This is a genomic window from Winogradskyella sp. PG-2 (assembly GCF_000828715.1).
Classification (GTDB): Bacteria; Bacteroidota; Bacteroidia; order Flavobacteriales; family Flavobacteriaceae; genus Winogradskyella.
In genome coordinates, this window is the sequence record NZ_AP014583.1 from 3094285 (window position 1) to 3106486 (window position 12202).

At 32.6% G+C, this 12202-nt stretch carries 17 protein-coding genes; 8 read left to right on the forward strand and 9 right to left on the reverse strand.

Annotated elements, in window-relative coordinates; genetic code table 11:
- The first annotated feature begins 52 nt into the window (after positions 1 to 52).
- Together WPG_RS13925 and WPG_RS13930 are read left to right on the forward strand one after the other, a co-directional pair.
- Positions 53 to 1006, forward strand: coding sequence for a PhoH family protein (locus WPG_RS13925; protein ID WP_045473786.1), 954 nt, complete (start codon positions 53 to 55; stop codon positions 1004 to 1006).
- A 158-nt stretch (positions 1007 to 1164) separates the two neighbouring features.
- Entirely contained in the window at positions 1165 to 2115 is a 951-nt protein-coding gene (locus WPG_RS13930) for a phosphoribosylaminoimidazolesuccinocarboxamide synthase (RefSeq protein ID WP_045473787.1), read from the forward strand.
- On the opposite strand, the gene WPG_RS13935 is transcribed toward WPG_RS13930, so the two are convergent.
- The 6 genes from WPG_RS13935 to rlmD all read right to left on the reverse strand — a co-directional run bounded on the left by WPG_RS13935 (position 2116) and on the right by rlmD (position 6724).
- Positions 2116 to 3327, reverse strand: a complete 1212-nt coding sequence (locus WPG_RS13935) for an alpha/beta hydrolase-fold protein (RefSeq protein WP_045473788.1) — start codon at positions 3325 to 3327, stop codon at positions 2116 to 2118.
- Between the two features lie 87 nt (positions 3328 to 3414).
- The gene (locus tag WPG_RS13940) at positions 3415 to 3765 is read right to left on the reverse strand and encodes a DinB family protein (RefSeq protein WP_231850196.1); all 351 of its coding nucleotides are present in this window, start codon (positions 3763 to 3765) and stop codon (positions 3415 to 3417) included.
- A 30-nt stretch (positions 3766 to 3795) separates the two neighbouring features.
- The gene (locus tag WPG_RS18685) at positions 3796 to 3939 is read right to left on the reverse strand and encodes a hypothetical protein (RefSeq protein ID WP_231850197.1); all 144 of its coding nucleotides are present in this window, start codon (positions 3937 to 3939) and stop codon (positions 3796 to 3798) included.
- 69 nt (positions 3940 to 4008) lie between these two features.
- Positions 4009 to 4752, reverse strand: a complete 744-nt coding sequence (locus tag WPG_RS13945) for a DUF6048 family protein (protein WP_045473789.1) — start codon at positions 4750 to 4752, stop codon at positions 4009 to 4011.
- Positions 4733 to 5269, reverse strand: coding sequence for a DUF6452 family protein (locus tag WPG_RS13950; RefSeq protein ID WP_144374482.1), 537 nt, complete (start codon positions 5267 to 5269; stop codon positions 4733 to 4735). The genes WPG_RS13945 and WPG_RS13950 overlap by 20 nt, the downstream gene beginning before the upstream one ends.
- A 3-nt stretch (positions 5270 to 5272) precedes the next feature.
- A complete protein-coding gene (rlmD, locus tag WPG_RS13955; protein WP_045473791.1) occupies positions 5273 to 6724 on the reverse strand; it encodes a 23S rRNA (uracil(1939)-C(5))-methyltransferase RlmD in 1452 nt (483 codons plus the stop codon).
- Positions 6725 to 6859: 135 nt separating this feature from the next.
- Between rlmD and WPG_RS13960 the strand changes: the two genes are divergently transcribed.
- The 4 genes from WPG_RS13960 (at position 6860) to rocD (ending at position 9713) form a co-directional block, all read left to right on the forward strand.
- Entirely contained in the window at positions 6860 to 7366 is a 507-nt protein-coding gene (locus tag WPG_RS13960; RefSeq protein ID WP_045473793.1) for a hypothetical protein, read from the forward strand.
- Complete coding sequence (locus WPG_RS13965) at positions 7367 to 7918, forward strand: RNA polymerase sigma factor (RefSeq protein WP_045473795.1); 552 nt, start codon at positions 7367 to 7369, stop codon at positions 7916 to 7918.
- Positions 7908 to 8294: a DUF6768 family protein gene (locus tag WPG_RS13970; RefSeq protein ID WP_045473801.1), complete on the forward strand. Its 387-nt coding sequence runs from the start codon at positions 7908 to 7910 to the stop codon at positions 8292 to 8294. The genes WPG_RS13965 and WPG_RS13970 overlap by 11 nt, the downstream gene beginning before the upstream one ends.
- 138 nt (positions 8295 to 8432) lie before the next feature.
- The gene (rocD, locus tag WPG_RS13975) at positions 8433 to 9713 is read left to right on the forward strand and encodes an ornithine--oxo-acid transaminase (protein WP_045473803.1); all 1281 of its coding nucleotides are present in this window, start codon (positions 8433 to 8435) and stop codon (positions 9711 to 9713) included.
- A 73-nt stretch (positions 9714 to 9786) separates the two neighbouring features.
- Here the strand turns inward: rocD and WPG_RS13980 are convergent, their stop codons facing one another.
- A complete protein-coding gene (locus tag WPG_RS13980) occupies positions 9787 to 10119 on the reverse strand; it encodes a CCC motif membrane protein (RefSeq protein WP_045473805.1) in 333 nt (110 codons plus the stop codon).
- Between the two features lie 21 nt (positions 10120 to 10140).
- Positions 10141 to 10434, reverse strand: a complete 294-nt coding sequence (locus WPG_RS13985) for a DUF2752 domain-containing protein (RefSeq protein WP_045473807.1) — start codon at positions 10432 to 10434, stop codon at positions 10141 to 10143.
- A gap of 86 nt (positions 10435 to 10520) precedes the next feature.
- Between WPG_RS13985 and WPG_RS13990 the strand changes: the two genes are divergently transcribed.
- Together WPG_RS13990 and WPG_RS13995 are read left to right on the forward strand one after the other, a co-directional pair.
- Positions 10521 to 10733, forward strand: a complete 213-nt coding sequence (locus WPG_RS13990) for a hypothetical protein (protein ID WP_045473808.1) — start codon at positions 10521 to 10523, stop codon at positions 10731 to 10733.
- Positions 10723 to 11280, forward strand: a complete 558-nt coding sequence (locus tag WPG_RS13995) for a Smr/MutS family protein (protein WP_045473810.1) — start codon at positions 10723 to 10725, stop codon at positions 11278 to 11280. The genes WPG_RS13990 and WPG_RS13995 overlap by 11 nt, the downstream gene beginning before the upstream one ends.
- A 3-nt stretch (positions 11281 to 11283) precedes the next feature.
- Here the strand turns inward: WPG_RS13995 and WPG_RS17595 are convergent, their stop codons facing one another.
- Positions 11284 to 12189: a hypothetical protein gene (locus WPG_RS17595; RefSeq protein WP_144374483.1), complete on the reverse strand. Its 906-nt coding sequence runs from the start codon at positions 12187 to 12189 to the stop codon at positions 11284 to 11286.
- Between the last annotated feature and the right edge of the window lie 13 nt (positions 12190 to 12202).

Below are 12202 nucleotides of genomic sequence, written 5' to 3' on the forward strand. Positions count from 1 at the left end.
TATACAAAACTAAGAAAAGAAAACAGATTAACACACTAAATTTAGTAGCCTTTTGAACGAACTTATTCTAGAACTCGAAGAAATTACACCAAAAGAATTCTTCGGTGCACAAAATGCCAATATTGAACTTCTGAAAAAATACTTTCCAAAACTTAAAATTGTTGCCAGAGGTAATAAAATTAAGGCGTATGGTGATGAAGAATTACTCGAAGAGTTTGATCATAGAATGACTATGTTAATGAAGCATTTTGGCAAGTATAACAAACTTGATGAAAATGTGATTGAACGTGTTCTAACAAGTGTTAGTAGTGAAGATTACAACACATCTGCTAGAAGTGGTGAAGTTCTTGTACATGGTGTTGGTGGTAAACTCATTAAAGCACAAACAGCAAATCAGCGAAAGTTGGTAGAGAGTATGCGAAAAAATGATATGGTGTTTGCTATTGGACCTGCTGGTACTGGTAAAACCTATACAGGAGTTGCTTTAGCTGTACAAGCTTTGAAGAGTAAAGAGGTAAAGCGAATTATATTAACTCGTCCTGCAGTTGAAGCAGGTGAGAATCTTGGGTTTTTACCAGGTGATTTAAAAGAGAAATTAGATCCTTATATGCAACCATTGTATGATGCCTTGCGAGATATGATTCCTCATGAGAAATTAGAAAGTTACATTGAGAAAGGTGTTATTCAAATTGCTCCATTGGCCTTTATGCGTGGACGCACCTTAGATAATGCCTTTGTGATTTTAGATGAAGGTCAGAACACAACTCATGCACAAATGAAGATGTTCTTAACACGTATGGGAAAAAACGCTAAGTTTTTATTAACTGGTGATCCTGGTCAGGTAGATTTACCACGTCGCACAATTTCTGGATTAAAAGAAGCGCTTTTAGTTTTAAAGAATATTGAAGGTATTGGTATTATTTATCTCGATGATAAGGATGTGATTCGTCATAAATTAGTTAAGAAAGTTATTTCTGCATACAAGAGCATTGAGAATCGAGATTAAAATACTACTGTCATTGCGAGAAAAGCGTGACAAATACGTAGTATTCATTAATACCTTAAAAATCAATAAGAAGAGAATGAATAATCTTTTAAATTATAACTAAAAACATACAGATTACTGCGTCGCAAAGGCGACTCGTAATGACATTACATTAGAAAATGAGTAACACAATCATAGATACCAATTTCAACTTTCCAAACCAAAAAAGTGTTTACAAAGGAAAAGTTAGAGAAGTTTATAATATTAACGATGATCAGTTAGTAATGATTGCAACAGATCGTTTAAGTGCTTTTGATGTGGTAATGCCAAAGGGTATTCCTTATAAAGGGCAGATCTTAAATCAGATAGCAACAAAGATGATGACGGAAACTGAAGATTTAGTACCTAATTGGTTGGTCGCTACACCAGATCCTAATGTAGCTGTAGGTCATTTATGTGATCCTTTTAAAGTCGAAATGGTGATACGTGGCTATATGTCTGGTCATGCAGCACGAGAGTATAAAGCCGGTAGGCGAATACTTTGTGGTGTTTCAATGCCAGAAGGTATGAAAGAGAATGACAAATTTCCTGAGCCGATTATAACTCCAGCAACTAAGGCTGAAATGGGAGACCACGATGAAGATATTTCTCGTGAAGACATTTTAGCAAAAGGTATCGTTTCTAAGGAAGATTATATTATTCTTGAAGATTACACTAGAAAATTATTTAACCGTGGGACAGAAATCGCAGCAGATCGTGGTTTAATCTTAGTAGATACCAAATACGAATTCGGAAAAACTAAAGACGGTAAAATAGTTCTGATTGATGAAATACATACACCAGATTCTTCACGTTATTTCTATGCAGACGGTTACCAAGAGCGTCAAGATAGAGGTGAAACTCAAAAGCAATTATCTAAAGAGTTTGTGCGTCAATGGTTAATTTCTAATGACTTTCAAGGATTAGAAGGGCAAACAGTTCCTTTTATGAGTGATGATTATGTTGAAACCGTTAGCGAGCGTTATATTGAATTGTATGAAAATATTACAGGTGACACTTTTGTGAAAGGTGACGTCAGTGATATTCAGAGTCGGATAGAGGCAAATGTAAATGACTATTTAAAATCGTAGCTATTCTTTTTCTAGCTTTTCTAGTTTTTCACGAGAATACGGATTTTCTTGTAATGCTAGCGCTTTTATAAAATTTTCCTTTGCTTTATTCTTGTTCTCTACAGCCAAATAATAATCACCTAGAGAATCATAAACGTTAGAGCTTTTTGGGTGATACTCTACATTCATCTCAAAAAATTGTTTTGCTAAGTCATGCTTATTCATTTGCATGAGTTGGTAACCCATTCCATTAATCGTTCCCTCATCTGGCTTGTTATCATAACCCAAAGTATTACTTACTTTAGTGAAATGAGTTTTCATTCTGTCCACTATATCTGTATTAGGAGTCATGACATCTGAAAATTTAATGTCAAATTTATAGAAGTCAAAAAGAAACCTTAAGCCATCATAGGTAGTTATTAAAGGAGCTGAACCATGGTCATCATTTTCGTAATATTTATAACTAAAATCCACAGCACTTTCGTTAGTGTTTCTGAATAAATCTCTAGTTTCAAAAATTGAATTAATAGGTTCCACCATTGGTCCTTTGGCTTTTCTAACGGAAGTTGTATCCATACCTGCTTCAAGAGTATTTGCTATACCTAAATAAAGCGATTTGTTTTTATACTTTTCATCTTTAAGGTTTGACTCGTTAAAGGCATTTAATAATTTTTTGTTATCCCAACACATCGAAGGATCAATAGAGATATAACTTGTAAATAAATCTGGTCTATTGTTTAGAGCATCCATTACTAATAACCCTCCAAATGAATGACCAATAAACATTCTATAAGGAGATGTTGGATAATTTTTTTCAATATGCGGGAATAATTCTTTTTCCATAAACCTTAAGAAGTCTCTTCCACCTCCAGATTGAGCAACTAAGCCTTGTGGAGCCATTGGAGGGTTAGGTTCTGATTTTGTTGGTGTCAAATCTCGAGTTCTGTTAGTATTTGGTATGGCAACAACCATCAAATTTGGTATAATATTATTAGAACCTAATTGCTCAACCATACCAACAACTGAGGTAAAATGTGCATCACCATCTAATAAGTAGATTACTGGGTAGTTTTTTACTCCTAATGGTGGTATATACACCATTATTTTTCTTTCTTCATTAAGAATTTTTGATTGAATACTATCCATTTTACCAATAACAACTTCATTTTGACTATCAGTTAAATTTGGAGTTGCAAACAAGAGAATTATAAATAAGTACTTAAAAGTTTTCATATTTGATTTAGTTTATATCTATGAATTAGTTGTTTTTGAAAAATAAATGACATCGAAGTCAATTAATTCTACAATAACGTTGGTTATTTAATATTTAGCCTTCAAAGTCTCAGTATGATGCTCAACATGGTGTGCTGTCCACATTATAATTTCTCGCACAGGCATTTTTCCCATTAAAGGATGAGGTAAAATCAGTGTGTCTAAATTCTTATAACTAATGGTTTTTGTTTTGTGTTGCAGCTTCTTTTGTTCTGTTTGTATCCTGTTGAGAATATATTCTTTTTCACTAAAAGCAGGTACTTTCATATTTTCAGAACCTTTGAAAGTTCTGCCTTTTGCATCTTCTAAACGTTCTTGGTAACGTTGTACTATCGCCTCATAATTTCTGACTGGTCTGTTCGCTTTCCCAAACTTGTAACGCAATAAAAACTTAGGCATACTCAGGGCATTGCTGAGTGGTTTAATGCTTTATAATAAATGAAGTGCTTGCTGTCCTGATGTCCATTTACCTTCAGGTCCTTGTGTCCAAGCATCTTCTGGTTGGTTTTTTAACCAAGTGATTAATTCGTTGTGTTTGGATTCAATTAAATCTACAATGTCTTCTTTATTCATAACGCTTAGTTTGATAAAGTAAGATACGAATTTTAATGAGGAGTTTCTAAATTACGTATTTACAAGCTATTATTCCACTTCTTTCTCTTGTAGTACAACTTTATCTTTTTTGAAGATAGGAACTAAGTAAGATAAATTAAATCCAAAACCACCACCAATAGCTCCACTATCATAAGTTCTATTAAAACCAGGAATATAGAGATTTTCATAACCACTAGGTTTTGTTTCTGAAACAAGAAACTTAAGTTGAACATTTATACCAGCAAAGAAATTATTAAAAAGTTCAGCTTTTAATCCTACTTGTATTTCTCCCCAAATTGCAGTTAAACCTTTAAATTCTTGACCTTCTTCTACTGAGAATAACCCATTATTCCAGTATTGGTTATTTATATCATAAACTTTATAATTATTTAAAGTTTGACTAAATGTACTCGCACCTACACGGAAACCACCATAAAGCATATTCTCCATATCGAGCCAATTTTTGTAGAAATTAATATCTATACCAGCTTTAAAATAGCTTCCTTTAGACGTATTGTTTAAAACTTCGTTTTCTAAAGTACGTTCTTCATTTCCAATTTCACCAGCTAAGTACATACGTTTTGTAAGGCGATAATCTCCCAAAACTTCAAAGCCTGTGTAATTATCATCTAAAAATGTACGTGCTAGTTTACTTATATCTGTACCTAGACGTAATCCATACTTTTGTTTAAAGACTAAGGTGTCTGTGACAGTTTTCTTTTCGTTTTGCGCAAAAGCTATTGTTGTAAACAACAGCAAAATTATAGCACTTCTAATGGAAGATACGTACATGTACTGTGTTTTCATTTTCAACTGTTGATTCTACAATTTCAATATTATTACTAATCCAATTATCTGTATCTGTGACTCTTGTTACGGTTAGGGCGGTAAATATACTTTTATATCCACATGCTCTAGATACATAAATAAATTCTGGTACATATGAGATTTCTAGAATGTCTATATTAGAGTCTCCTGTGCCATCTATTCTTAAGTTACTATCTTTTTCTGCAATAAAACGAGACGTAGTGACAGTACCTTCTGTATTAATTTGTAAAGGCAAATCTGCAGCATTTACATTTTCGTTGAAGGCTATAGTAGCATCTGAACTTACTTCTGGGTTTGTAACTAAATCTTCGCCATATAATGTTAGTCTCGGAACACTCTTTAAATCATCAGTATTTGATACATCATAAAACTCAATAAGTAATCTTGGAGTTGTTACTGTCGTTTCAGCACAAATGTCATCGCGCTCGCAGCTAATCAATGCTATGGTAACAAATAGAATAAGGAATTTTAGTTTTTTCATTTACTATTTTTCGAATAGGACTACCGTTTCAATATGTGCAGTATGCGGAAATTGATCCACTAAACTCAGTTTTTTAATATCATAACCAGCTTCCATTAACTGCTCAGTATCTCTAGCTTGTGTAGCAGGATTACAAGATACATAAACCAAACGGTCTGCATTAAGGTTTATTATTTTTTTAAGGGTTTTAGGAGCAATGCCAGCTCTAGCTGGATCTAAAATAATAGTTCTTATCTTATTAGTGAATTCTGGATGTTCGTTTAAAAATTTCCCAACATCCGCGGCGTAAAACTCTAAGCCTTTTATGTTGTTTCTTTTGGCATTTTCTTTAGCATCCTCAATAGCTGAAGCCACAATATCTACACCTACAATTTTTGTGTTTATCGCTCTACTGGCAATGATTTGACCAATAGTTCCGGTGCCACAAAATAAATCTAAAACTATTGTATTATCTATTGCATCTTTGTTTTCTAAAGCATAATCAACGACTTTAGAATATAGCTTCTCTGCACATTTTGGGTTGGTCTGAAAAAAGCTTTTCATGCTTATTTCGAAATTTAATCCTAGTAGTTCTTCAACAATTTTGTCTTCACCATAAACGAGATTAATACTTCCAGTTGTGGCAATGGTTCTATCTCCAACTTCATCATTTATAGTATGTAATAAACCTGCAACACGGTCACCAAATAATTCAACTAAGTAATTAGCAAATTTATCTAAGTCAAATTTAGGTAAATCATATGAAGTTGTTACTAAGTTGAATAATAATTTATTTGTTTTATATGATTTACGCACTACAAAATACCTAAAGAAACCTTCTCTTTTTGGTGCATGCCAAGGATCTAATTCTGTAGCCTCACAATAAGCCTTGATGTCTTTGATTTTGTTTTCAAACTCGGCATCAAACAGACCAGAATCTTTTTTAAGGTTATCTCCACACCACCAAGTGCCTCGCCTTTTAAAGCCAAGTGTAAATTCATCCACATCTGTTTTTAATTCTCTATTATAACCAATTGCTGAAAAGCCATATTCCATCTTATTACGATAGTGAAAGGTGTTTGGAGAATCTACGAATTCATCGAATTTATCTTCAATATCAGCAACTTTGCCAATGCGTTTGAATAGCTCAAGTGTACTTTGTTTTTTATAGATATGCTGCTTTTCAATTGGCAACTGTATATATGGAGCACCAGGAATATCTTGATAAGGCATTTCAATTTCATCCTCTGATGATTTTAAAACATCAAAAAGTTTTGCCTCTGCATATTTTTTGCTGCTTTTTTTAACCTGTGCCTTTACCAATTGACCAGGTAATGTATTAGGAACAAAAACCACAAACTCACCGTGTTCATTACGAATTCGTCCAATGCCTTTTCCGCCATAAGCATAGTCTTCGATTAAAAGTTCTATGACTTGTCCGCGTTTTACAAATTTGTTTCGTTCTCTTCTTGGCATTTACAAAAAATTAGAGTGCAAATATAGGTGCAATTTTATAAATAGTAGAAGATAAAAGTATCGACATAAATTAGATTATCTTTAAAAAGATTTCGAAATAATTGAACCTTTTTAAATATGCTTCGTCTTTAGAGTATGCGAGTCATAAATATCCATAAGCGAATAATTAATCAATCTGAGAAAGAGGTGAGTCAATTGTTTAAAACATTAGCTACCTCTAATGATTTAGTTTGGCCTTATGAAAATTGGCCGGCTATTCGGTTTAGAGACGGATTGCAAGTTGGTAGTAAAGGTGGTCATGGTCGTATTCGATATACTATTATAGAACTTACGTCTGGCAATCATATTAAGTTTCAATTTTCTAAACCTGAAGGTTTTGTTGGTACGCACCAGTTAAGAATAGTTGCTGTTAATGATAACAAGACCGAAATCAGTCACCATATAGAAGCGAAATCATCATTAAAAGCTACTTTCTTTTGGGTATTTGTTATTCGCTGGTTGCATGATGCATTAATAGAAGATGCTTTTGATAAGGTTGAAAATTATTATTTAGCAACAAAAAAAGTAACTAGATATAACCTTTGGGTAAAACTGCTTAGAGAAGTTTATAAAAGAAAACCATTTCAAATTAAACATGCTTAATTGAAAATAGATCATAGCATAGATAAAAAATTAATCGAGGATTATAAGGCTGGTGATAAAAGAGCGCTGACCTTGTTAGTTAAACGTTGGCATAAATCATTTTGTGATAAGGCCTATTGGATGGTTAAGGATAAAGATGTTGCTAAGGATATTGCTCAAGATAGTTGGACGACCATTATTAATAATTTAGAAAAATTAATAGAGCCAAAACAATTCAAATATTGGGCATATAGAATTGTTTGTAATAAGTCCACTGATTGGTTACGAATAAAATCCAAAAATCAAAAACAATCTATCGGCTATGAGTTTGAAATTGAAAATGATGACAATAAATATACTGATAATGAGCAGTTAAAACTTGAATTGTTAAAAGCAGTCAGCACGTTATCAGCTAATCAAAAAGTTATAGTTAGACTTTTTTATACCGAAGCTTATAGTCTAAAACAAATAAGTGATTTGTTAGATATTTCAGTTGGAACAGCTAAATCGAGATTGTTTCATGCTAGAGAAAAATTAAAAATAATACTCAAAAACAAGAATTATGAAAACTAATATGGAAGACATAGACAAACTAATTAAAGACACCTTAACACAAGAAGAAGCTAAATTCTATGATGATTTAGAAGAACAAAACCTATGGCAGATGATCTTTGGTATTTTTAAAGGAAAAAATAGCTGGATTGTTTATGTTATGAGCATTGTTCAAGTTGTATTCTTTGGTCTTTTTATTTATTGTGCTATTCAATTTTTTAAAGTTGAAACGACCAATGAACTAATTAAATGGGGAATTTATGGAACCTTGGCATTGATGGCATCGAGTATGTTAAAGTTATTTTCTTGGATGCAAATGGATAAGAAAGCGATAATTAGAGAAATTAAGAGATTAGAGCTACAGGTATCATCACTTTCTAGTAAAATACCTGACTAAGTTTTAAATCACAGTATTATTTAGTAATTTGCAGGTCTCTAGGGATGATTTCTTTCCCACGCTGAATTTTCAAAACTTTTGAAAGGATAAAGGTAGATAAGGAATGGATATTTTATTCATTTAAAAATTTATTTTATTATGGCAGTTTTAGACCAATTAACGTCGCAACAAGCGATTGATTTAGAAAACAAGTATGGTGCACACAATTACCATCCATTACCAGTGGTACTGAGTAGGGGAGAAGGTGTGTATGTTTGGGATTTAGAAGGTAAAAAGTATTATGATTTTTTATCGGCATACTCAGCAGTTAACCAAGGCCATTGTCATCCAAAAATTGTTGGAGCAATGACTAATCAAGCACAAACTTTAACGCTTACATCAAGAGCATTTTATAATGATATGCTCGGTAAATTTGAGAAGTTTGCTACCGAAACTTTTCATTACGACAAATTATTACCAATGAATACAGGTGCTGAAGCAGTAGAGACAGCATTAAAACTTTGTAGAAAATGGGCTTATGAAATTAAAGGTATCGATGAAAATAAAGCACAAATCATAGTTTGTGAAAACAATTTTCATGGTAGAACAACAACGATTATTTCATTTTCTAATGATCCTGTTGCTAGAAAAAACTTTGGACCATATACAGACGGGTTTATTAAAATTGAATATGACAACTTAAACGCTTTAGAAGAAGCTCTCAATACTAATGAAAATGTTGCTGGTTTCTTAGTTGAACCAATCCAAGGAGAAGCTGGTGTTTATGTGCCAAGTGAAGGTTATTTAAGTGCAGCTAAAGCGTTATGTGAAAAACATAATGTATTATTTATTGCAGATGAAGTACAAACTGGTATTGCAAGAACTGGTCGTCTCTTGGCTACATGTGGTAATTGTAGTTGTTCAGACAAACATTGTTCTGGTGCACCTGAAGTAAAAGCAGATATTTTAATATTAGGGAAAGCTTTATCTGGTGGAGCTTATCCTGTATCTGCGGTATTAGCAAATGATAGTATTATGAATGTTATTAAACCTGGGAATCACGGAAGTACTTTCGGTGGTAATCCAGTAGCAGCGGCTATTGGTATGGCTGCACTAGAAGTTATTAAAGATGAAGAATTAGCTAATAATGCTCAACAATTAGGTGAATTATTTAGAACTGAATTATCTAAGTTTATTGAAACAAGTTCTATTGTGAATAGTGTTAGGGGTAAAGGACTTTTAAATGCTATTTTGATTAATGATGATGAATATAGCGATACAGCCTGGAATATTTGTTTAAGATTAAGAGATAATGGCTTATTGGCTAAACCAACACACGGTAACATTATTCGTTTTGCACCACCATTAGTTATGACCAAAGATCAATTGTTAGATTGTGTATCTATAATCATTAAGACACTAAAGGAATTTGTGGATTAAATTATCAAAATTAAGATATAAAAAAAGCGATTTTCAATTAAGAAAATCGCTTTTTATTTTTTTACTAATAAGACTATTGTCCCATCATTTCTCTCATTTTTTCTTGGAGTAATTCTGGATCTTGCATTGTTTCCCATCCAAAATAAGTGAATAACCATATCATATAAATAGTCATTAAAAGACTTAACACTATACCTATTATTCCCATTATTTTACCGGCTTTAACATTTCCAAATCCAGTATAATCTTCAGGCGCAGCTTTATATATTTTTGTTGCTTTCCCTGCTAATACTACTGCAACAATACCAAAAATTAGTCCTGGTGCTCCATAGCAGCAACAGCCTAAGATTGATAATATTCCCATTACAAGTACAAGCGTTCCATTTGGTATTTGTTGTTTTTCCATTTGAGTTGATTTTTATTTTAGTTAAAATGTTTTAATTATAAAGCTTACTACAATAATACTAATATTTATTACAAAAAGGCCAAGTATTATTTTATGACCGAACTTAAATTTAAATTTTAGATGTAATAATAAGAAAGAAAACAAAATAATTAGCGTGTAAATAGCTGGATACATATAAAAAGCAGCGATAAACTCACCTTTTAAAATTAATGAAACTGAGCGCTGAATTCCACAACCCATGCATTCTACATTAAATGTCTTCTTCCACATACATGGTAACATGTAATCTTCTAATTGTGCTATCAGTAATTTCATAACAACAAATTTAGCTCTTTTGATAAAAAGTTCAATAAAAAATCATTCTTAGCTGTATTTTTGTGCTACTATTTTAATTGTTTATTATGAATATCTCTAGAACTATAAATTTTATATGTATTGTTGTTGGTGGTTTAGTTGCATTATATGCTCAAGCTCAAGAACAACAAAATACCTATTTGTTAACAGCAGGAATTGTATTATTAATGTTTGGTATCTATAGAACCTCTCGAAACATTCCAAGTAAGTTCGATAAGCAAGAAGAAGAGACTTTCATACAAACAGAAGATGAAGATTAATATTGGTGATAAGGTAGAAACCATTGATGATGCTATTTCTGGAATAGTGACAAAGATATCCGGAACTACCATTTCAATAGAAGATATGGATGGTTTCGAGTTTCAGTTTGAAACTAATGAATTAATGATATCATCAAACGAGAACACCATTGAGAACTCCATCTACAATTCAGATTTAGATGCTGTAAAAAGAGAAAAGGAAATACAGAAGCGTAAAATTGTTCCTACAGTAAAACCTAAAGAACGACATGCCCCGAAATTTGAAGTCGACTTACATATTCATCATTTAACTTCATCTACTAGTGGTATGTCTAATTATGATATGCTAAACCTGCAGTTAGACACAGCAAGACGTCAATTAGATTTTGCAATACGGAAGCGCATTCCTAAGATTGTATTTATACATGGAGTAGGTGAAGGAGTACTTCGTCAAGAGTTAGAAACCTTATTTGGACGTTATAATAATATAAAGTTTTACGATGCAGATTATAAGACCTACGGTTTAGGTGCAACGGAAGTTAGAGTATTTCAGAATTTAGAGCCCTAGATATTAATCTATTTCAGTATTAAAACTTATAGGATCTCCTATATATGTCCCAAATGGAATTTCAGTAGAATTTATTGGACCTATACCAGTATTTAATACTAAAAAACGAGTGGTTGCAATTCTTGTATATGTATTGTCAATAAACCCAGAATCAGTAAATGCCTCTGATGCATTAGCATCTAAATATCGTCTTGGTACTACAGAACCATCCGTACTTTCTTGATAGTCATCCCTTGGGTTTTCATTTTCATTTTCATCCTCTAAGCGTGTGTCAATCCCGTCTCCGTCATCATCTGTGTCTAAATAATCTAAGTCACCATCACCATCTGTATCTAGTGGATTTGTATTAGGATTATCATCACTATCACTGTTATCAATTTCATTAATGGTCTTTACATTATCATTATCATCATCTTCATCTAAATAATCAGCAATACCATCTCCATCCCAATCTTGAGGGTCTGCTATTCCACCTGGCCCATATTCAAATTCACTCGGAATTCCATCATTATCATCATCTTCAATATTAACACTAACGACTACAGTGCCAGCACTAGCTACATTATCTTCGGTGACTACTAAACCAGAGTCGGATAAAACATTACACAATACGCCATCAGACAAGGTCGTATTGTATTTACGATAATAAAACTGAACTTCACCAGGGATTGTAAGTTCTACAGATGTTTCAGTTGCTGTAGTAAACAAATAATCACTTGATGGTTTAGGTAATACTAAAAGCAATGCCTCATTTGGGTCTTCACGTGTATCATAAACCAGATATGAATCTTCAAAATTATCACAACGTTCTAGTAATTCATCAAATTCTAAATCTACAGTAAAAATGTCGCCATCATCACAGGATACAAATAAGGCTAAACAAAAGATGATATAATAGTGACACTTCATAGATTCTATTTTG